This is a genomic window from Xanthomonas sp. NCPPB 3005 (assembly GCF_041228095.2).
Taxonomy (GTDB): Bacteria; Pseudomonadota; Gammaproteobacteria; order Xanthomonadales; family Xanthomonadaceae; genus Xanthomonas_A; species Xanthomonas_A bonasiae.
Genome location: NZ_CP166096.2, coordinates 3,090,674 through 3,108,948, shown reverse-complemented (window position 1 = coordinate 3,108,948; position 18,275 = coordinate 3,090,674). Strand labels below are relative to the sequence as shown.

Genomic DNA, 18,275 nt, shown 5'->3' with positions numbered 1-18,275 from the left:
TAATTCATGGAATAGGGATGTTTTATGAAGTGGCAATTGAGTGTCGCTTGCACAGTGGTGGGCCTGGGGATTCTGTTGGGCGATTCGACGTCGGTGCAAGCAGCGCAGGTCGGCGATGCCGCCGCGGAGGATGTGGCTGCGCAACTCGGCAGCCACTATGCGGAGCAACAAAAGATCATTCGGAAAAATGCTCTCGTGCACTCGCAGGTAGGGCTTTTCGAATACTTGAAAAAGTCGAAGGGTGGTGATTCTCCGCTCGATTCGCTTTCTCCTTCGGCGCGCGCACGTTTCATCGAATCGCTCAAGCTCAATGAGGGCGGCGTCACCTCCTTCTATTACGCCGATATCGAGGCGGAGTTGAACAGCAGTCAGGCCTATGCGTTGCTTTCGCTGTTTGGCTTGCAGAGCACGTTGCGGTTTATGCCGAAACTCCGGGTCGACAACGATAGCGACCGGGAAATCATGCGTGCCTTCGGTAGTGGCACTCCAGGAATTCCGCTGCCTGAAGACCATAATGACTACTGGTGCAGTGGTCGTGCCACATGCTCGCGTAACGTTGGTTCAATTTGCACGGGCAACTGCTGATGCGCTGTGTCGCATGCGTCGGTGCCGCCATCCTCTGGGTGGTGGCACTTCTTGCGCCCCCGGCATCGGCGGCGCCTGGAAAAGCGGCGGTCGCGACGCTCTATGAGCAGTTGGCGGACTTGAACGCACAGTTGCGTAGCGGGAGCGGGCAGTCGCGAAGCGATGCAGTCGTGCGCCTGTATCGCCAGCTGACTGCAGATGTTCATCCGTGCTTGGAGGGCGACGCTGGCGACTTCAATGACGATGACCTCTTTAGAGCGACGGCATTCGCTGAACTCTATTCCCTGGAGACTGCCGACGTTGACGCGCTGGGTTGCCTGTATCGCAAGTTGGCCGCTGCCGGCGCTTTGACGGGATGGCACACGCAAACCTATGCCGGCGCGCTGGTGAGCGTTTCGCGTTACTCCGAGGCCAACGAACTGCGTGCGCGCACGCAGGCGCCAGGGTTGCCCGTATTGCCTGTGTTGCAGGTTCTTCCCGGGAGTGCAGCCCAGGGCTGGCGAATGCTTTCGATTCAAGATCGCATGCAGGCACAGGTGCAGGCCTGGAATCCGCGCGCCCATCATTCCCATGTCGTTGCCGTCGTCCATCCAGCTTGCGCCTTCTCGGTTCGCGCCTTGTCCGAGATTGACCGGCGACCGGAGCTGCAATGGCTACGCGACAACCTGCTGCTGGTCGTACCGCCGGACGCATCGCTTCCGCTCGACGGCCTGCTCGCATGGAACACGGCGCATCCGGGCCTGCCAATGCACCCGATGTACCTACGCGCCGACTGGAAGGCGTTGACCAGTCTGGATACGCCAACGTTCTACCTGGTCCGCGACGGACAGGTAGTCGCTTCCTTCGAGGGATGGCCGAATCCGCAAGGCGTGGCTGCGTTGCGGGCAGGCCTGTTGCGCTGACAGCTACAGGACGGCGCCCTGCATCCGCAGCCGCTGCCGGTCATGCCGAAAAGACGTGCTGCGACCGTGGACTCTCGCGCGATCATCGCCGTGATCGAGGCCGTCGAGCGCAGCAAGCGCCAGCTTGCGACACGCGCTGGCGCTTGCCGCGCGTAGCGGCTACCAACTCGAACTCGCGCCGCCGCCACCGGAGCTGCCGCCGCCGGAGGAGGACGAACTGCTGGACGTGGACGAGGACGATCCGGAGGACGCCGCCTCGCTGGCGTAGTAGGCCGCGGTATAGGCGAACGCGCCGGTCCCGGTCTCGACCACATGGCCCTTGCGGATCAGCGCGTTGCGCGTGCGCTCCTGCTGCTTCAGGAAGCGTCGGTAGCGCTGCGGCGAGCGGTAGCGGCGACCCGACAGCGCGAGCGCCAGCCCCAACGCCAGCAGCTCGGCGGCGATCCACAGCCAGAACGCCAGCGGGAACAGCGCCGACAGGATCAGCACGAACACGCCCGGATTGACGGTCAGGAACAGCTTGATGAACAGTCCCGAGGACGCGCGCTTGCTGGAGGCGGCGATCTCCTCGGGCGCGTCGGCCAGCTCCGGGTGACGCTGCAGCAGGCGCGTGCGCAGCCGTCGCTGCCGGCGCTCCAGCAGCGGCGGCAGCAGCCAGATCAGCGCAAGCAGGCCTGCCCAGGCGGCGACGCCGCGTTTCCAGTCGCTCTGGTCGCCTCGTTCGGAAGCGGACGGCGGCCGCGCCAGTTCCGCGAGGCTGTCCGGGTCCTTGGCCGCCACGCGCGCCATGAAGCCGAACGCATCGACGATGGCGCCGGCGGTGTCGCCCTCGCGCATCTTCGGCGCCAGATGATCGTCCAGCGCACGCCTGGCGACCACATCGGGCAGCACGCCCTCCAGCCCGTAGCCGACTTCGAAGCGCGAGCGCCGGTCCTGCATGGACAGCACCAGCAGCAGGCCATTGTTGGCGTCCTTGTCCCCCAGTTGCCAGGTCCGGAACGCATCGTCGGCCACGCGCTCGATGTCCTCGCCTTCGAGCGAGGGGACCAGATACACCGCGCCCCAGATGTGCTGCTCGTCGCGGATCCGCTGCAGTGCTGCATTGACACGCTGCTGCTGCGCGTCACTCAGCACCCCGGCCGGATCGACCACGTTCGGCGTGTACTCGGGAATCGCGCTTGCCAAGGCCGGCATTGCCGGGCACAGCAGCAGGGCGAGCGCGGCGATGGCGAACAGGCGAAGGATGCGCATGGTGGTCTTTGCAATCGAGCGTGCAGCCATTATGGAGTCTGCCGGAGCGCATCGCCGCATGCAGGCGGACGCTTGCCATTCCATACTGGGCAGCGCGTCCGCGTCGCCGCTAGGCCAGGCTGTGCAGTGCCGCCGCGTGCGCATGCAGTGCGGTGGTGTCGAACAGTGGCAGCATGGCGTCGCCGGCGCCGATCAGCAGCGAGATCTCGGTGCAGCCCAGGATCACCGCCTCGGCGCCCTGCGCCTGCAGCGCCGCGATGACCTGGCGGTAGCGCCGCCGCGAGGCGTCGCGGATCACGCCCTGGCACAGTTCGTCGTAGATGATGCGGTGGACGTCCTCGCGCCCTGGCAGGTCCGGTACCAGCACCTGCAAGCCGCGCCGCTGCAGCCGAGCACGGTAGAAGTCCTGCTCCATGGTGAAGCGGGTGCCGAGCAGCCCGATCCGGGTGATGCCGGCGGCCTGCACCGCGTCGGCGGTGGCATCGGCGATATGCAGCAGGGGCAGCGGCACCGCCGCGGCGATCGCGTCGGCGACGCGGTGCATGGTGTTCGTGCACAGCACCAGGAAATCGGCGCCGCCGGCCTGCAACGCGCGCGCGGCCACGGCCATCGCTTCGCCGGCCGCGTCCCAGTCGCCGGCCTGCTGCAGTTGCTCGATCTCGTGGAAGTCCACGCTGTACAGCAGCAGCCTGGCCGAATGCAGCCTGCCCAGCTGCGCGCGGATCGTTTCGTTGATGTGCCGGTAGTAGGGCACGGTGGATTCCCAGCTCATGCCGCCGATCAGGCCGATGGTCTTCATGCCGTTCTCCACGTGTCGCCCGTTCGCCGGGTGCGGACAGCGATGATCGCGCACTGTCGCCGGTTCGTGCGCGGCCCGCGCGCCTGGCGCCGGCACGGCCGGACAGGCGCGCTCATTCGCCAGGCTTGGCCGCCGCGGTGGCCGCGGCGCTGGCGGCGCGCCGCGCCAGCAACGCCTCGCGGTGAGCGATGTAGGCATTGGCGCCGAGGATGATCAGCGCGCCGAGCACGGTCCAGCGATCCGGCGCTTCGCCGAACAGCCACCAGCCGAGCACGGCCACGAACGGCAGCTGCACGAAGCTGATCGGGGTCAGCGCCGAGACTTCGCCGATGCGCAGCGCGCGCGTCCACAGCAGTTGCCCGAGCGTGCCGAACAGGCCGGTGGCGAGCAGCCACAGCCAGTCGATGCCCTGCGGCCAGGTCCAGGCGAACAGGGCGGGCAGCAGCGACATCGGCACCCAGAACGCATAGGTGTAGAACACCACGGTGTTGGCCGAATCGACCCGTGCCAGCTGCTTGATCTGGATCGCCACCAGTGCGCCCATCACCGCCGCCAGCAGCGCGATCAGGGTGCCGGCGCTGAACGTGGCCGCGCCCGGGCGCAGGATGATCAGCACGCCGGCGAAGCCGCACAGCACCGCCATCCAGCGCCGCAGGCGCACGTTCTCGCCGAGCCAGAACGCCGCGGCCAGGGTCACGAACAGCGGCGTGGAGTAGGACAGCGCGATCGCCTGCGACAGCGGCAGGTGGCCGATCGCCCAGAAGCCGGCCAGCATCGACACCAGGCCGATCGCGGTGCGCAGCAGGTAGCGCGGCAACTGCGCGGTGCGCGGCAGCGACTGCCCCGGCCGCAGCAGCATCGGCAGCAGGAACAGCAAGCCGAACAGGTTGCGGAAGAACGCGATCTCCACCGTGGACAGGTGCGCGGAGGCCAGCCGGATCGCGATCACCATCAGTCCGAACGACAGCGTGCTGGCCAGCATCAGCGCGGCCGCGCGCAGCGACACCGGCTGCTTCACCAGTGCGCGCCGACGATGCGCGGTTCCGGCTCCAGGATCACGCCGAAGCGCTCCAGCACCGAGGCGGAGATGCGCCGCGCCAGCGCCAGCAGCTCGGCGCCGCTGGCCTGGCCGTGGTTGACCAGCACCAGCGCGTGCGCGGCGGACACGCCGGCATCGCCGTCGCGGTGGCCTTTCCAGCCGCAGGCCTCGATCAGCCACGCCGCCGACAGCTTGCGCTGGTCCTCGCCGTCGCCGGGGAACACCGGCAGCGCCGGGTACGCGTGCTGCAGCGCCTGCGCCTGTTCGGCCGGCAGCAGCGGATTCTTGAAGAAGCTGCCGGCGTTGCCGAGCACCTCCGGGTCGGGCAGCTTGCGGCGGCGGATGTTGATCACCGCCTGCGCCACGTCGGGCGCGCCGGGCATGGCGATGCCGAGCGCCTCCAGTTCCTCGCCGATGCCGGCGTAGTCCAGGCGCAGCGCATGCAGCCGCGGCAGGTTGAATTCCACCGCGGCGATCAGGTAGCGGTCGGGCTGGCGCTTGAACAGGCTGTCGCGGTAGCCGAACTCGCAGGCGGCCGCATCCAGCCGCACGAAGCGCGCGTCGGCGCGGTCGTAGGCCTCGACCACGTGCACGAACTCGCCGACCTGCGCGCCGTAGGCGCCGATGTTCTGGATCGGCGCGGCGCCGACCGTGCCCGGGATCAGCGCCAGGTTCTCCAGGCCCGACAGGCCCTGTGCCAGCGACCACATCACCAGTTCGTGCCAGCCCACACCGGCGCCGGCGCGGACGATGGCGTAGTCGGCGCGGTGTTCGAGCGTGTCGATGCTGCGGTTGGCGAAGGCCAGCACCACGCCGGGCGCGTCGCCGGCGAACAGCATGTTGCTGCCGCCGCCCAGCGGCAGCAGCGCCGCACCGGCCAGCTGCGGCGCCAGCAGCGCCTCGGGTAGCGCGTCGGGGGCGAAGATCTGCAGCAGCCACGGCGCCTGCGCGGCGACATGGAAGGTATTCAGCGCCTGCAGCGGCGCATTCGCGGTCAGCGACCAGGCGTTGCTCATAGCGCGGCGACCGCGCCGCGGCTGGGCGCTTCGCGGCGCCGGCGCATCGCCTCGACGCATTCGCCGATCAGCTCCGGGCCGCGGAACACCAGCCCGCTGTAGCACTGCACCAGCGCCGCGCCGGCGGCCATCTTCGCCACCGCATCAGCGCCGGACAGGATGCCGCCGACCCCGATCAGCGGGATCGCCTCGGGCAGGCGCGCGCGCAGCCGGCGCAGCACCAGCGTGGACTGGCCCAGCAGCGGCGCGCCGGACAGGCCGCCGGCCTCGGCGCCCAGCGCGTTGCGCTCCAGGCCGGGACGGGCGACGGTGGTGTTGGTGGCGATGACGCCGTCCACTTGCAGGTCCGACAGCACCCGCGCCGCCGCGTCGATATCGCTGTCGCTCAGATCCGGCGCGACCTTGACCAGCATCGGCACGCGCTTGCCGTGGCGCGCGGCCAGCGCTTCCTGCGCCTCGCGCAGCTGCGACACCAGCTGCCGCAGCGCCTGTTCCTCCTGCAGCTCGCGCAGGCCGGCGGTGTTCGGCGAGGAGATGTTGACGGTCACGTAGTCGGCCAGCGGGTAGACCTTTTCCAGGCAATGCAGGTAATCCGACGCGGCGTCCTCGTTCGGGGTGTCCTTGTTCTTGCCGATGTTGATGCCGAGCAGGCCATGGCGGCGGCGCGCGCGTTCGACGTTGCGCACCAGCGCGTCCACGCCGAGGTTGTTGAAGCCCATGCGGTTGATCACCGCCTGCTCGCGCGGCAGCCGGAACATGCGCGGCTTGGGATTGCCCTGCTGCGGGCGCGGGGTGATGGTGCCGATCTCGACGAAGCCGAAGCCCAGCGCGAGCAGCGCGTCGATGTGCTCGCCGTTCTTGTCCAGGCCTGCGGCCAGCCCGACCGGATTGGGAAACTCCAGACCGAACGCGCGCGTGGGCATCGGCGCGATCGCCCTGGCCAGCAGCGGATTGGTGCCGGTGCGGTAGGCCATCTCGATCGCGCGCAGGCCCAGCGCGTGGGCGCGCTCGGCGTCGAAGGCGAACAGGAACGGGCGGGCGAGGGAATACATGGGCGCAGCTCAGTTCAACGTGCCGGCGAAGGCACGGGTACGGTAGTGGACATCGACCAGGCCATCCACCTGGTGGCGATCGAACAGCACGCGCAGCGCGGCCAGCATCGGCGCGTGGCGCGGATGCCCGGCCAGCGGCGCATAGGAGGAGGACAGCAGGCGCCCGCGCAGGCCGTCGTAATCCAGCTTCTGCACGTTCGGGAACTGGGCGGTGCCGCGCAGCCCGGCGCCGAACCAGCGCTGCATCGTCGCATCGTCGTGGTAGCGCTCGGCCACCGCGCTGTAGTCGGTGCCGTAGTCGAGCAGCAACTGCTCGTAGTCCTGCAGGAACGGCGTGCCGTCGAGCAGTCGCGAGTTCCAGTACACCAGCGCCAGTCCGCCGGGGCGCAGCACGCGCGCCCATTCGCGGCGTACCGCTTCCAGATCGAACCAGTGGAAGGCCTGCGCGGCGCTGATCAGGTCGACGCTGGCGGCGGGCAGGGTGGTGGCCTCGGCGCTGCCGTCGACCGCGGCGAAGCCGGGGAGGTCGCGCAGCAGGGTCTCGGCGGCGGCGCGCATCGCCGCGTTCGGCTCCACCGCCAGCGTCGGATGCCCGGCCAGCAGGAACATGCGGGTGGAAATGCCGGTGCCGGCGCCGATGTCGGCGACCTGCGCATCGCGTGCCACGGCGAGTTCCCCGTGCACCCAGTCCAGCAGCGCGGGCGGATAGTCAGGGCGGTAGCGGATGTAGTCGGCGACGCGGTCGCTGAAGCGTTCGCGCGGAGCGGAGGCGTCCATCGGCTCAGGCCTGGGTGCTGGCGAACCAGGCCAGCCCGCCGAAGAACAGCACGAACGCCAGCACCGACAGGATCGCGACGATCACCGCGGCCCAGCCCAGGATCAGCCCGCCGACCGCCAGTCCGTCGCCCTGGAAGCGTTGCGGCTGGCGGCGGATCTCGGCGCGCGCCAGGTGCCCGGTGATGATCGCGCCGAGGCTGCCGAGCACCGGCATCAGGGTCCAGCCGAGGATGCCGGCGACCAGGCTGACCACGGCGAGGGAATTGGTTTCGCGTACGGCACTCATGTGCGGATCCTCGTGAAGGGGGCAGCGGGTTCGCTCGCATGCACGGTGCCCGAATTATCCCAGAAGCGCGCCTGCCGTGCGCCGTTCATCGGCGCGTGCGGCCGTGGCGCAACGCATACGCCCACTCCGGCTGGCCATTGCGTTCGGCCTGCAGCGCGGCGCTGGCGTGGTCGTAGTCGACCGCCAGCAGTTGCGCGTCCCAGCGGCCCTGCACGCATTGCAGGATCGCGTAGCGCGCCTGCGGCGTGCCGGTTTCCACCCGGTACGGCTGCGGATGCGCCTCGGCGTAGGCAGGCAGCCCGACGCTGCCCGGATTGCACAGCAGCCGCCCGTCGTCCAGGCGCAGCGTGCGCGGCACATGGCTGTGCCCGCACAGCACCAGCGGCGCCGGCGGCGTATCGCCGAGCCGTTCGCGCACGCGTTGCGCGCTGGCAGGCAGCAGGTGCGGTGCGGCCAGGTCGTCCAGCAGCCAGCACAGGTCGTCGTGCGGGGTGCCGTGGCACAGCAGCGCCTGCGGCAGGGACAGGGTCGGCGGCAGTTCGTCCAGCCAGCGCCGCTGCGCCGGCGTCAGCTGCGCATGCGCGTAGGCATCGCTGGCGCCCATCGCCGCGGGCGCCAGCTCGCATAGCTGGCGCTCGTGGTTGCCGCGGACCGTGGGCAGCGCCAGCGGCATGAGCCGCTCGGCGGTCTCGCGCGGCCACAGCGGACCGGAGACGATATCGCCGAGGTTGACGATCCGCTCCACGCCGCGCCGCCCGATATCCGCAAGCACCGCCTCCAGCGCGGGCAGGTTGCCGTGGATGTCGGACAGGGCGGCGATGCGCATCGCTTACAGGTCGAACTTGATGCCCTGCGCCAGCGGCAGCGAGTCGGAGTAGTTGATCGTGTTGGTCTGCCGGCGCATGTACACCTTCCACGCGTCCGAGCCGGATTCGCGGCCGCCGCCGGTGTCCTTCTCGCCGCCGAACGCGCCGCCGATCTCCGCACCGGAGGTGCCGATGTTGACGTTGGCGATGCCGCAGTCGCTGCCGGCCGCCGACAGGAACTTCTCCGCCGCCTTCAGGTTCTGGGTGAAGATCGACGAGGACAGACCCTGCGGCACGCCGTTCTGCATGTCGATGGCCTCGTCCAGGCTGCTGTACTTCATCACGTACAGGATCGGCGCGAAGGTCTCGTGCTGCACCACGTCGTCGCCGTTGTGCAGGCCGGTGACGATCGCCGGCAGCACGAAGTTGCCGGGGCGGTCCAGCGCGGTGCCGCCGGTCTCGACGGTGCCGCCGGCGGCCTTGGCCTTCTCGATCGAGGCCAGGAACTGCTCGACCGCGCCGCGGCTGTTCAGCGGCCCCATCAGGTTGGCCGGGTCGGTGGGGTCGCCGATCTTGCCTTCGACCTGCTTGTAGGCCTTGAGCAGCGTCGCCAGCACGGTGTCGTAGATGGAGTCGTGCACGATCAGCCGGCGGGTGGTGGTGCAGCGCTGGCCGGCGGTGCCGACCGCGCCGAACACGATGCCGGGGATCGCCAGCTTCAGGTCGGCGCTCTCGTCGAGGATGATCGCGTTGTTGCCGCCCAGCTCCAGCAGGCAGCGGCCCAGGCGCCGCGCGCACTTCTCGGCGACGTTGCGCCCGACCTGGGTCGAGCCGGTGAAGCTGATCAGCGCGATGCGCTTGTCGTCGACCAGGGTTTCGGCCAGTTCGGTGCCGGCGTCGTTGATCAGGAAGAAGATGTCCGGGAAGCCGGCATCGCGCAGCGCGTCGTTGCAGATCTTCATCGATGCGATCGCGGTCAGCGGGGTCTTGTTGGACGGCTTCCACAGGCAGATGTCGCCGCAGATCGCGGCCAGGAAGGCGTTCCACGCCCACACCGCGACCGGGAAGTTGAACGCGCTGATGATGCCGACCAGGCCCAGCGGCTGGTACTGCTCGTACATGCGGTGGCCGGGGCGCTCGGAGTGCAGCGTGTAGCCGTACAGCATGCGGCTCTGGCCGACCGCGAAATCGGCGATGTCGATCATCTCCTGCACTTCGCCGTCGCCTTCGGGCTTGCTCTTGCCCATTTCCAGCGCGACCAGCGACCCCAGCGCGTCCTTGTGCTTGCGCAGCGCCTCACCGCACAGCCGCACCGCCTCGCCGCGGCGCGGCGCCGGCGTGGTGCGCCACACCTTGAACGCGGCCTGCGCGCGGGCGACCACGGTCTCGTAGTCCTGCGCGGTGGTCGCCTGCACTTCGGCGATGATCTCGTTGCTGGACGGGTTCAGCGGCTGCAGCACGCCGGCGCCGGTGGCCGTGGACCACTCGCCGTTGCCGAGATAGGTGCCGGAATTGGACGCGGTCAGGCCGAGCGCCTTGAGCAGGTCAGCGGACATGGAATCTCCTGGGTTCGTTGCGACAGGGAAGGCGACCGCAGGCGGGGGACGCGGGACGCGATTAGCCCGCAATTTTAGCAGACCGGGCGGGCCAGGCCGCATCCGCCGCGCGCCGCGGCGGGCTTGGCAAGCGCGGCGATCGTGCGACAATGCGCCGGCCAAGGCCCCGTAGCTCAGCTGGATAGAGCGGTCCCCTCCTAAGGGATTAAGACAACCCGCTCCCCTTATATTTCAAGGCTTTCAGCCGCGTAGCGTGGTGCATTTTGGTGTGCTTTGTGGGCCGGTTGAGCACAGTTAGCACAGCTACTTCCGCCGAGACCAGGAACCGATCTTCGACACGGCATCCTTGCCGTGGCCTGGGGCGTGGTGAGCGTACCGCTCGGTGACCGCGATGCTCGAGTGGCCTGCCAGCTCCTTGACCTGGTGCAGGCTTACGCCGGACTGTACCAGCGACGTGCAGAACGTGTGGCGCAGCCAGTGCATCGAGCCCTTCAGCCCAGCGTCGCGCGCCTCGTCGATCGACCAGTGCGTCAGCGTGTCCACCTCCGCCTCGATCAGCCGATCCTTCCCGAGATGCTTCAGCGACGCCTTCGCGGCGGCGTTCAGCGGGACCGCGCGCCAGCGCAGGTTCTTCGTGCGCCCGGTCGCCTCGCTCTCCACGTAGATCATCCCGTCCCGAATGTCCGCGCGCCGCGCCTTGGCGATCTCCGCGCGCCGCAGCCCCGTGTTGGCCAGGAACACCCACAGCGCCCCGTGCACGGCCGCGGCCAGCTTCCGCATCTCGGACGGCCGGTAGTAGGGCGGCGCGCGGCTGGTCTTCGACTTCGGGATCGACACCCCCAGCATGGGGCTGCGCGAGATGGTGCGATGCTTCAGTGCGCGGTTGAACGCCGCCCGGGACAGCTTCAGCGCCTTCTCGGTCTGGCCCTGCCGCTCCTCCTTGGCGGCCCAAGCCTCGACCTCGGCCGGCGGCAACGCCTCGGCGCCGTAGCGGTCGAACTTCTCGCGGAAGCGCCGAAGCGCGCTGGTGGCCTGGCGGAACGTGCCGGCCCGGGCATCCTTGTACCAGGCCATGTACTCGTCCATTACGTCGCGAACCGTCACGCCGCGGGTGACGGTGATCAACCCTCGGAGTTCGGCCTCTTTCTCGGTGCGTAGGGCCTCAGCCTGACGCTTTTCAATCGGGCCGAGGGATCGCCGGAACTGGACGCCTTGGTCGCGCCAGTTGAGATACCACCGTCCGCCTCTTTCGTAGATCGTTGCCATTTGCGTCCTGCCAGTGCTGCATCCAAGGTGTGTCGGTTGTAGACCTTGCGGCCGCCGGAGTTGCTCGCCGGCAGCTGCATCTTGCGGAATGCCCAGAGCGAGCATCGGCAGTGGTCGGCGGCCTCTTGTTCAAGCAGCCATTCGGGTAAGGATTCAGCTGCACCCATCGTCGTTCTCCTGTTGTGCGGGACGCTCAGCCATGGCTGCCTCCTTTCTTCCACCATGTCCACGGATCGCCGTACATGACGGCCCCATGGATCGGAAACCCAACGACAAGTAGCGTGCCGAAGACGATCAAGAACGTAGCCATTCGACACCCCCATGCACCCGCAGAAAGTCGTCGTAGTCACCCTCGCCGCGGTGGAAGAATTCGAGCCACTTCTGGTATTCGTCGGCCATCTCCTTATGCGCACCCTCCGGCACCGCAGCTACGTGCGCCTGGGGCTGCGATGCGAGGGCGGCCAGCCATGCTTGATGGAGTAGATGCGACTCCTCGGCGAAAAACCTGCCATCTTTGGCACGGCCCCACGCTCGCTTTACGTGGGGCTGCATGCGCTCCCACCACTCACGGCATGCAGTTTGGCTCTCGGTCTCCGGTGACGCGTCTTTGTGGCTCATACGCCGCTCTCCTTCTGCTGGCGCTGCATGGCGCGGATGCGTTCGTAGTTCGACTGCATTTCAGCCAGGGCATCGGCGGCCATGGCCGGGAAGTCACGCACGTTCTTGATCCACTGCACTCCGTTACAAGCGCAGTCGGCCCACTCGTTCGCGATGTGCTGCCAGTCCACGCCCTGCGCTGCCGGCTTACCGGTAAGCAATGCCCTCAGTGCGTCCGCGTGCATGATGACCGGGCACGACAGCGATTCCGGATAGTCGTACCCGTCGCCCTGCCAGAACCACACCTCCTTCATGTCGATACGCAGCGGGATTTCTGCGCGAGCGCGCAGGCTGGTCAGTTCGTCGTCGCCCACCAACGTATAGCCGACCGGGATGTGATCGGCGTTGGCGACCGCAATGGCGGTGACGATTGCCGTCTGCAACCGGGCACGGCGCTGCGGCTCGCTGTCCGGCGTGAAACGGCGGGCTACTTCCAGTGCGACCATGTCGGCGCCATCCACCGGCACAGCAGCAGCTGGCGCGGACGTTATCAGGTTCAGCGCGTCACGCACGTCTTCGATGAATTCCGAATCATCGCCACCCGTGGCCCAGCCAGATGCCGCGAGCGCTTCGGCTACGACCTTCACCGCGTGGTCGTCAACCGGCATAACAGGCTGCGCAGCCTCACCGGCGACGGGGGCGGCGCGGCGCTCGACTTGATAGTCCGCTTCGAACTCGTCGCCCGTGCCTGGGAACCACGGACTCCACCCGGTAGCAGGGCCGGCGCTGACGCGATACTCCTGCCCGCCCGCGCTGCTCGCCGGCTGCGCTGCCAGTAGCTCGGGGAGGGCGCACTCCAGCATCCGCTGCACATCGGGTCGATGCATGTTCCACTGGGCACATACGGCGGCAGTGGCGCGCTCCAGCGCCTCGGGGGTGATGTTCGGGGTCATGGTTAGAACTCCGTCGTAGCGAACATGCGGGGGAAATTGCCGCCCTGGGCGACCTCGATCGCCAGTTGCTGGCGGAAGGTGCGCGGGTCGCCGATGGTGCGCTCGTCCTCATCGGTGTCCACGAACTTCAGGCGGTCCATGTCGTCATCGCTGATCTCATGGAAGTCCTCCAGGTCTTCGGCTTCCATGCCGGTCTCGTCCTTTACCGCGGCCAGCACGCTCTCGGCGTCCTCACCGATCCACCAGTCGCAATCGTCGATTCTGAAAATCTTCACGTGATGTCCTTCGGCGCGCGGCGCCGGCTCAGGGTGATGCGGCGCCACCACGGCGCGCGCAGGCGTTCGTTCTCGGCGCGCAGCCGCTCGATCTCGCTGGCGGCCTGGGCCAGCTGCTCCCGAAGAATCGATTTCCGGGGCTGGCGCATGCGACGCGGCTGGCGGGGGAATAGCTGGTCGGTCATGCGGCGTCTCCGAATTGCAGGCCGTGCTGCTGCGGTGCTGCGTCAGCCGCTGCCTTCGTGGCCAGGGCAGCGGCAATGCGCGCCTCAGCGATCGCGGCATAGGCCGGGTCCAGCTCGATGCCTACGAAGCGGAAACCCTCAAGCACAGCCCCCCTACCGGTACTGCCGCTGCCCATGAACGGATCCAGCACCAGCCCACCGGCCGGCGTGACAAGGCGGCACAGGTAGCGCATCAGGTCTGTTGGCTTCACGGTAGGGTGGTTGTTGGCACGTGGCGTCACTTCGTAGCCCTCGTCGCGCCGGGTCATGTGCTGGCCGCTGGTGTTGCTCACCATGCCCGCCGCCCTCGTCTCAAACCCGACCAGACCTGCATCGCGGTCAGCCTTGCTGGCTTTCGCGCAGTAGAAGAAGCGCGCGGCGCTTGTTTCAGTCTCGATGCGAGCGAAATGATCCAGTGCAGGGCGCATGCCGCCGAATATTCCGTTTCGTGACTGCCTGCACTTCGCGTGCCGACGCAGATCGCCCTGCTGGCCTTTTGCAGCCGGGAACGCTGCCAGCACCTCCTCGCTGCCGTCGTGGATCAGGTTCGCAGGCCAGCGGCCGAGCTGCGACGGAGTGGAACGCTCGACTGTCTCTCCATCCTGCCCAGGAACAGCAGTGAGCTTCTTCGCAGGGCCACCCCATCCAGGTGTGCCGATTTCTGGTGCTACGCCGCCAGGCCAGCCCACGCGGCACTCGTCAATGTTCAGCGCACCCGTCCCATGTGCCAGGACGTTGGCAGCGACAGTGCCGGACAGCGGCTTGCGGGCCACGGTGATCGGCTCAAGCGCTGGCTTCAGTGCCGTGCCCCAACCTTCGTGCGCCCCCGCCAGGTTGTGCGACTTCGGGAACCCAGAGCCGTATATCCACGCGATCATGTCGCGGATCTCAAACCCTGCGTCCTCGATGCGCACAGCCATACGGTGCTGCGTGCGTGTGCCGGCGAACGCCAGTAGGTGGCCACCCGGCTTGAGCACTCGCAGGCATTCCGCCCACACCTCGACGCTCGGCACGTCGTAGTCCCAGTGCTTGCCCATGAACGACAGGCCATAGGGCGGATCGGTCACGATCGCGTCGACCGAATCCGCGGCTATGCCGCGCATGACTTCCAGGCAGTCACCGACGTGGATCACCGCCGAGCCTCCTGCTGCGCATCGTCGCGCAGCTGCTGCAGCGCCGGCAGGACGTTGAGGCGGACCAGCTCGTCGCTGGCGGCGGCCGCGCGTGCGCGCTCGACGGCCCATTGCAGGGCAGCCAGCTTGTCGTTGGCGTGGATGTTCATCGTGCCTCCGGGAATTGATCGTGCTGCTTGCCGTCCAGCAGGCGGCCAGCGGCCTTCTTGCCGACGCGGCTAACGTAGGCGTCGCCCTGGCGGAAATGGCCTTCGGGGTTGCCCGGCCCGTGCAGATGGCGCACGACGCCGCTGCGAAGATCGCCGCCCAGATCGCCGCCGGCCTTCACCTCGTGCGGTGCCCATTCGCCCCATTGCTTGAACAGGAATGGCACACGCCAAGCTGCGCACTGGTCACGCAACATACGCACCCACGTCGGGTTCATCGGGCGGGCGCCGTGGCCGCTTTCGCCGCCAGCGATCACCCAATCCAGCCCGTACAACAGCGGTGGTTCCGTGGGCTGCCCCATGCAGCCACACTCGTTGCTTGCACCGCCACAGCATCGGGGCGGGCCTCCAGGGAAAAGTCCTTCCGGGTATTCAAGATCCACCGGCCCCAGCAGCGGTTCCATCGACAGGAACTTCACCGCCGCGCCCGTGGCCAGCAGCTTCGGGATGTCGCGTTCGGCCTCGGCCTGGTTCGCGATCGTGGCGCCGATCCAGACGTGCGGGTAGAGGCGGTCGAAGTCGAACGGCACCGGCAGCATGTTGCCGACGTTGCCGATGCGCTTGGTCAGCAGCAACCAATCCAAGTTCGGGGTGGCGCCGATCAGGTCGAAGAGGTCATCGCGCCATTGCGGATCGACCTCGTTGTCGAACACGTCGGCCAGGCTCGCGCAGAAGACGCGGCGGCGGGCCGGGATCATGTCGAGAGCGTCGCAAGCCGGGCAGGAGGGCAGACCATCCGTCAGCGCGGTGCCTGCGATCGATGGCTGGTCGCCGCGCCATCCGCATGCGCGGCAGGCGTAGAACGGTCGAGCGTTCCAGCGCAGCGGCATCTTCCAGTTGGCGGCGGTGGTGCGGCGACGCGGCTGGCCGGCGCCCCATTTGATGCCGAAGGTGCGCGCAGGCGTGCTCACCGCCGCGTAGCAATGGTCGCAGGCGGGCGAGATCTTAGTGCAACCGATCCACGGATTGAACGTGGAATCGCACCATTCGATTGCGGTGGTCTGGCTCATTCGGTCACTCCCATGGCGACCAGGTCGATCTCGTCCACCTTGTCGCGCAGCTTGTGGCGCGCGCGGCGCAGGTCGTTGGCGATCGAGCGGCGCGGGGTGGCCGTGTCGAAGGTCAGCTGCCAGAAGTGGCAATGGCCGCTGTGGTCGCGCCGGAACAGGCGGTAGGTGACCGTCGTGTCGCTGAGCAGCACGCGGCCCCAGCTGAAGCCGCCGTTGCGTTGCGGCTTGCGGCGGGTGAGGTGGCGGGTCATGCGGTTGCTCCTTCGCAGATTTCGATGACGCGGCGGAGGTCGTCGTCCGACATCCACCCGATGTGGCATTCGCGCTCGTCCAGGCCGGTGCGTTCGCGCAGCCACGCATAAGCCGCTCCGCGCTTCATGCCGCCCGACTTCCACAGCGGATCGAACGCGGCGTGCGCGCGCATCTTCAGTTGCCGCGTGGCCGCGTTGGCGAGGCGACCCATGCGCTTCTCGGTGCCGGGGTGGCACCCGGACCACGCGCGGCACTGCATGCACGCCCAGAGCGGCTTGGCGAACAGGTCGGGGCGGTGCGGGTAGACCTCGCGACCGCTGACCAGGCGGTCGGTCTCGCCGCAGTAGGGACATGGCCTGGGGCTGGAGCGGTTCATGCGGCACACCGCAGCAGCTGGGTGCGCTGCACCGGGCCATGCCAGATCGACACGGCGTTGTTCAACCTGACCTGCTCGCGATCAACCAGGATCGGCGCCAGCGGCGCGCGCATGCGCTGCACGTCGTTGTCGCAGAGCCGGCAGGCACCGCGGCGCTTGCCGCCGGCCAGTGGGAACTGATCCTCGGGCAGCCGGCGCTCGCAGTGGGTGCAGGTCCGGCGCATCACGCGGCCGCCTTCGCCACGGCCAGGGCCAGCCGGCGCTGCATCGCGTCGACCATCGCCGGCAGCCGCGCAGCGTCGTACAGCTTCGACGCCCGCTCAGTGGCGACCGGCTGGAAGCCCAGCTCGGCCAGGCCGTCGGCGCTGATCGACAGCGGCGCGATGAGGGCGTTGATCTCGCCGAGCTTCAGCTTGCGCATCGGCGCGCTGGCGCCGACCAGGCTGGCCACGGCCGCGTAGTAGGTGGGGGCGGGCGACTGTCCCAGCCCCGGCGATGCCGGCGTCACCGGCTGAGGCACCGCCGCCGGTTCCGGTTCCGGCGGCGGGACGGCGACCGCCTGCAGCTTGGCCAGCTCTTCCTGGCGGATTTCCTCGCGCTTCTTCTCCTCGCTCGCCTCGTGCTCGGTGATGCGCGTGGTGACCAGGTTGCGCAGGTCCTCCAGATCCTTGCTGGCGCACAACTGCACTCGATCGGGGAACAAGCTGGCATGGGCCGCATGGTTGTCGAGAAGCGCCATGTTCGTGCGCACGCGCTCGGCGGCCTGACTGGCGGCGATCTTGGCGTTCGCCGCGGCCGTGCCGACGGCGTCCTGCATGCTGGCCAGGGACTTCTTCCCCTTGATCACAAAGCCGATGTCCATCGACAGCGACTGCGGCGGCTGGATCCGGTGCTGGCCGAGCGTGGCGTTGATCGCGTCGTAGTGCTCGCGCACGGCCTGCACACCGTTGGCGACGATCTGGCCGCGGCGGTTCTCCTTCTCGACCTTGACCAGCCGGTCCAGCTCCAGGCGCACGCGCCGCGCCTCGGTGGCGACCTCGTCCATGGTCCGGAATACGGCGTCGATGTCGGCGGTCTGGCCCAGGATCTGCTGCTTGGTGGCCTCCAGCCGCTCCTCCACGCCCTTGCACCACTTCACCGTCTGCTCGGCGTCGGCGAAGTCCTCGTCGGTCTGCAGGTCGCGGTTGATGCGTGACAGCACCGACAGCGCGGAGCCGCGGAACTCGGCCAGGTTGGAGGCGGTCACCATGCCGGTCACCTGCACGTTCAACGACGGTAGCGTCTGCGGCACGCGGCCGACAACTGGCGCCGGCAGCGGCTTGTCCTCGTAGGCGCACACGTCGCGCTCGAACTGCTCCCAGCCGGCGACGATGCGCGCGCGCAGCTCCGGGTTCGGCGTATACCAGCAGTGGCGCTCCTCGATGAGGTTGCCGTCCTCGTCCCACTCCGACGCCATGAAGAGCGTGCGCTCGGCGTCGGACACCATGTGCTGCTGCTCCATCTGGATCTGGTGGTAGAGCGGCAGGTCCGCGCCGGTGCATCCCTCGATCATGCAGGCGCGCAGCGTGGCGTTGAGCATCTTGTGCTCCCAGTTCACGTCGCCCAGCATCGTCAGGCCGTCGTAGGAGGCCGACAGCTTTCCCTGCACGCCAACGCATGGGTACAGGTCCTCGCCGATGATCGCCTCGGCCAGCGGCCGGGCCAGCGCCTCGAAGCGATGCCCGTCGTCGAAGATCTGCTGCAGGAACCAGCTGATTTCCGACTCCACGCCGGTCGCGCGCACCTTCAGCAGTTCGCTGCGGGTGACCGATGGGAACTCGCCCAGCATCACTGGCGCCTCGCTGGCGTTGAGGTGCTGCGCCCGGTGCCGGTGCCATTCCGGCGTGCCCTGGATCAGTTCGATGATCTGCATGT

The 18,275-nt window shown here is 68.3% G+C and carries 23 protein-coding genes; 2 read left to right on the top strand and 21 right to left on the bottom strand.

The genetic code is table 11. The features are described from left to right. Nucleotides 1-24: 24 nt before the first annotated feature. Nucleotides 25-585 (top strand): hypothetical protein, encoded by a 561-nt coding sequence (locus tag AB8810_RS13655; protein WP_369913955.1) that lies wholly within the window; start codon nucleotides 25-27, stop codon nucleotides 583-585. Next, complete coding sequence (locus tag AB8810_RS13650) at nucleotides 567-1,487, top strand: hypothetical protein (protein ID WP_369913954.1); 921 nt, start codon at nucleotides 567-569, stop codon at nucleotides 1,485-1,487. The genes AB8810_RS13655 and AB8810_RS13650 overlap by 19 nt, the downstream gene beginning before the upstream one ends. 159 nt (nucleotides 1,488-1,646) lie before the next feature. Here the strand turns inward: AB8810_RS13650 and AB8810_RS13645 are convergent, their stop codons facing one another. From AB8810_RS13645 to AB8810_RS13545, 21 genes are all read right to left on the bottom strand, one after another. Then, nucleotides 1,647-2,738: a YgcG family protein gene (locus tag AB8810_RS13645; RefSeq protein WP_369913953.1), complete on the bottom strand. Its 1,092-nt coding sequence runs from the start codon at nucleotides 2,736-2,738 to the stop codon at nucleotides 1,647-1,649. Nucleotides 2,739-2,847: 109 nt separating this feature from the next. Further along, nucleotides 2,848-3,537, bottom strand: coding sequence for an aspartate/glutamate racemase family protein (locus tag AB8810_RS13640; protein WP_369913952.1), 690 nt, complete (start codon nucleotides 3,535-3,537; stop codon nucleotides 2,848-2,850). A 112-nt stretch (nucleotides 3,538-3,649) separates the two neighbouring features. Then, complete coding sequence (locus AB8810_RS13635) at nucleotides 3,650-4,519, bottom strand: DMT family transporter (protein WP_179565571.1); 870 nt, start codon at nucleotides 4,517-4,519, stop codon at nucleotides 3,650-3,652. Between the two features lie 32 nt (nucleotides 4,520-4,551). Next, a complete protein-coding gene (gene murB, locus AB8810_RS13630) occupies nucleotides 4,552-5,592 on the bottom strand; it encodes a UDP-N-acetylmuramate dehydrogenase (protein ID WP_179564280.1) in 1,041 nt (346 codons plus the stop codon). Further along, nucleotides 5,589-6,644: a quinone-dependent dihydroorotate dehydrogenase gene (locus AB8810_RS13625; RefSeq protein ID WP_179564282.1), complete on the bottom strand. Its 1,056-nt coding sequence runs from the start codon at nucleotides 6,642-6,644 to the stop codon at nucleotides 5,589-5,591. The genes murB and AB8810_RS13625 overlap by 4 nt, the downstream gene beginning before the upstream one ends. A gap of 9 nt (nucleotides 6,645-6,653) precedes the next feature. Further along, the gene (locus AB8810_RS13620) at nucleotides 6,654-7,421 is read right to left on the bottom strand and encodes a class I SAM-dependent methyltransferase (protein WP_369913951.1); all 768 of its coding nucleotides are present in this window, start codon (nucleotides 7,419-7,421) and stop codon (nucleotides 6,654-6,656) included. A gap of 4 nt (nucleotides 7,422-7,425) precedes the next feature. After that, nucleotides 7,426-7,707, bottom strand: coding sequence for a DUF4190 domain-containing protein (locus AB8810_RS13615; RefSeq protein WP_179564286.1), 282 nt, complete (start codon nucleotides 7,705-7,707; stop codon nucleotides 7,426-7,428). Nucleotides 7,708-7,792: 85 nt separating this feature from the next. Then, on the bottom strand, nucleotides 7,793-8,533 hold the full coding sequence (locus AB8810_RS13610; RefSeq protein ID WP_206259700.1) for a metallophosphoesterase: 741 nt from the start codon (nucleotides 8,531-8,533) through the stop codon (nucleotides 7,793-7,795). A gap of 3 nt (nucleotides 8,534-8,536) precedes the next feature. Then, nucleotides 8,537-10,069: an aldehyde dehydrogenase family protein gene (locus tag AB8810_RS13605; RefSeq protein WP_369913950.1), complete on the bottom strand. Its 1,533-nt coding sequence runs from the start codon at nucleotides 10,067-10,069 to the stop codon at nucleotides 8,537-8,539. Between the two features lie 303 nt (nucleotides 10,070-10,372). Then, nucleotides 10,373-11,335 (bottom strand): tyrosine-type recombinase/integrase, encoded by a 963-nt coding sequence (locus AB8810_RS13600; RefSeq protein WP_369913949.1) that lies wholly within the window; start codon nucleotides 11,333-11,335, stop codon nucleotides 10,373-10,375. Between the two features lie 294 nt (nucleotides 11,336-11,629). After that, entirely contained in the window at nucleotides 11,630-11,953 is a 324-nt protein-coding gene (locus AB8810_RS13595) for a hypothetical protein (RefSeq protein ID WP_369913948.1), read from the bottom strand. After that, a complete protein-coding gene (locus AB8810_RS13590) occupies nucleotides 11,950-12,885 on the bottom strand; it encodes a hypothetical protein (RefSeq protein WP_369913947.1) in 936 nt (311 codons plus the stop codon). Before AB8810_RS13590 ends, AB8810_RS13595 begins: the two co-directional genes overlap by 4 nt. Before the next feature lie 2 nt (nucleotides 12,886-12,887). Further along, nucleotides 12,888-13,160 carry a hypothetical protein gene (locus tag AB8810_RS13585; protein ID WP_369913946.1) on the bottom strand — a complete coding sequence of 91 codons (273 nt, stop codon included), beginning with the start codon at nucleotides 13,158-13,160 and terminating at the stop codon, nucleotides 12,888-12,890. After that, nucleotides 13,157-13,345, bottom strand: coding sequence for a hypothetical protein (locus AB8810_RS13580; RefSeq protein WP_369913945.1), 189 nt, complete (start codon nucleotides 13,343-13,345; stop codon nucleotides 13,157-13,159). The genes AB8810_RS13585 and AB8810_RS13580 overlap by 4 nt, the downstream gene beginning before the upstream one ends. Next, nucleotides 13,342-14,517 carry a site-specific DNA-methyltransferase gene (locus AB8810_RS13575; protein WP_369913944.1) on the bottom strand — a complete coding sequence of 392 codons (1,176 nt, stop codon included), beginning with the start codon at nucleotides 14,515-14,517 and terminating at the stop codon, nucleotides 13,342-13,344. Before AB8810_RS13575 ends, AB8810_RS13580 begins: the two co-directional genes overlap by 4 nt. Further along, nucleotides 14,514-14,666: a hypothetical protein gene (locus tag AB8810_RS13570; RefSeq protein WP_369913943.1), complete on the bottom strand. Its 153-nt coding sequence runs from the start codon at nucleotides 14,664-14,666 to the stop codon at nucleotides 14,514-14,516. Before AB8810_RS13570 ends, AB8810_RS13575 begins: the two co-directional genes overlap by 4 nt. Beyond that, nucleotides 14,663-15,733, bottom strand: a complete 1,071-nt coding sequence (locus AB8810_RS13565; protein ID WP_369913942.1) for a phage Gp37/Gp68 family protein — start codon at nucleotides 15,731-15,733, stop codon at nucleotides 14,663-14,665. Before AB8810_RS13565 ends, AB8810_RS13570 begins: the two co-directional genes overlap by 4 nt. Further along, on the bottom strand, nucleotides 15,730-15,984 hold the full coding sequence (locus AB8810_RS13560; protein ID WP_369913941.1) for a hypothetical protein: 255 nt from the start codon (nucleotides 15,982-15,984) through the stop codon (nucleotides 15,730-15,732). Before AB8810_RS13560 ends, AB8810_RS13565 begins: the two co-directional genes overlap by 4 nt. Next, on the bottom strand, nucleotides 15,981-16,361 hold the full coding sequence (locus tag AB8810_RS13555) for a zinc-finger-containing protein (RefSeq protein WP_369913940.1): 381 nt from the start codon (nucleotides 16,359-16,361) through the stop codon (nucleotides 15,981-15,983). Before AB8810_RS13555 ends, AB8810_RS13560 begins: the two co-directional genes overlap by 4 nt. Beyond that, nucleotides 16,358-16,585 carry a hypothetical protein gene (locus tag AB8810_RS13550; protein ID WP_369913939.1) on the bottom strand — a complete coding sequence of 76 codons (228 nt, stop codon included), beginning with the start codon at nucleotides 16,583-16,585 and terminating at the stop codon, nucleotides 16,358-16,360. Before AB8810_RS13550 ends, AB8810_RS13555 begins: the two co-directional genes overlap by 4 nt. Beyond that, nucleotides 16,585-18,273 carry a hypothetical protein gene (locus AB8810_RS13545; protein WP_369913938.1) on the bottom strand — a complete coding sequence of 563 codons (1,689 nt, stop codon included), beginning with the start codon at nucleotides 18,271-18,273 and terminating at the stop codon, nucleotides 16,585-16,587. The genes AB8810_RS13550 and AB8810_RS13545 overlap by 1 nt, the downstream gene beginning before the upstream one ends. Nucleotides 18,274-18,275: the final 2 nt, after the last annotated feature.

What these genes read in the sequence shown, in the direction of transcription:
- AB8810_RS13655 (WP_369913955.1), top strand. Translation starts at nt 25, where the DNA reads ATGAAGTGGCAATTGAGTGTCGCTTGCACAGTGGTGGGCCTGGGGATT.
- AB8810_RS13645 (WP_369913953.1), bottom strand. Translation starts at nt 2,738, where the DNA reads ATGCGCATCCTTCGCCTGTTCGCCATCGCCGCGCTCGCCCTGCTGCTG.
- AB8810_RS13640 (WP_369913952.1), bottom strand. Translation starts at nt 3,537, where the DNA reads ATGAAGACCATCGGCCTGATCGGCGGCATGAGCTGGGAATCCACCGTG.
- AB8810_RS13635 (WP_179565571.1), bottom strand. Translation starts at nt 4,519, where the DNA reads ATGCTGGCCAGCACGCTGTCGTTCGGACTGATGGTGATCGCGATCCGG.
- murB (WP_179564280.1), bottom strand. Translation starts at nt 5,592, where the DNA reads ATGAGCAACGCCTGGTCGCTGACCGCGAATGCGCCGCTGCAGGCGCTG.
- AB8810_RS13625 (WP_179564282.1), bottom strand. Translation starts at nt 6,644, where the DNA reads ATGTATTCCCTCGCCCGCCCGTTCCTGTTCGCCTTCGACGCCGAGCGC.
- AB8810_RS13620 (WP_369913951.1), bottom strand. Translation starts at nt 7,421, where the DNA reads ATGGACGCCTCCGCTCCGCGCGAACGCTTCAGCGACCGCGTCGCCGAC.
- AB8810_RS13615 (WP_179564286.1), bottom strand. Translation starts at nt 7,707, where the DNA reads ATGAGTGCCGTACGCGAAACCAATTCCCTCGCCGTGGTCAGCCTGGTC.
- AB8810_RS13610 (WP_206259700.1), bottom strand. Translation starts at nt 8,533, where the DNA reads ATGCGCATCGCCGCCCTGTCCGACATCCACGGCAACCTGCCCGCGCTG.
- AB8810_RS13605 (WP_369913950.1), bottom strand. Translation starts at nt 10,069, where the DNA reads ATGTCCGCTGACCTGCTCAAGGCGCTCGGCCTGACCGCGTCCAATTCC.
- AB8810_RS13600 (WP_369913949.1), bottom strand. Translation starts at nt 11,335, where the DNA reads ATGGCAACGATCTACGAAAGAGGCGGACGGTGGTATCTCAACTGGCGC.
- AB8810_RS13595 (WP_369913948.1), bottom strand. Translation starts at nt 11,953, where the DNA reads ATGAGCCACAAAGACGCGTCACCGGAGACCGAGAGCCAAACTGCATGC.
- AB8810_RS13590 (WP_369913947.1), bottom strand. Translation starts at nt 12,885, where the DNA reads ATGACCCCGAACATCACCCCCGAGGCGCTGGAGCGCGCCACTGCCGCC.
- AB8810_RS13580 (WP_369913945.1), bottom strand. Translation starts at nt 13,345, where the DNA reads ATGACCGACCAGCTATTCCCCCGCCAGCCGCGTCGCATGCGCCAGCCC.
- AB8810_RS13570 (WP_369913943.1), bottom strand. Translation starts at nt 14,666, where the DNA reads ATGAACATCCACGCCAACGACAAGCTGGCTGCCCTGCAATGGGCCGTC.
- AB8810_RS13565 (WP_369913942.1), bottom strand. Translation starts at nt 15,733, where the DNA reads ATGAGCCAGACCACCGCAATCGAATGGTGCGATTCCACGTTCAATCCG.
- AB8810_RS13560 (WP_369913941.1), bottom strand. Translation starts at nt 15,984, where the DNA reads ATGACCCGCCACCTCACCCGCCGCAAGCCGCAACGCAACGGCGGCTTC.
- AB8810_RS13555 (WP_369913940.1), bottom strand. Translation starts at nt 16,361, where the DNA reads ATGAACCGCTCCAGCCCCAGGCCATGTCCCTACTGCGGCGAGACCGAC.
- AB8810_RS13550 (WP_369913939.1), bottom strand. Translation starts at nt 16,585, where the DNA reads ATGCGCCGGACCTGCACCCACTGCGAGCGCCGGCTGCCCGAGGATCAG.
- AB8810_RS13545 (WP_369913938.1), bottom strand. Translation starts at nt 18,273, where the DNA reads ATGCAGATCATCGAACTGATCCAGGGCACGCCGGAATGGCACCGGCAC.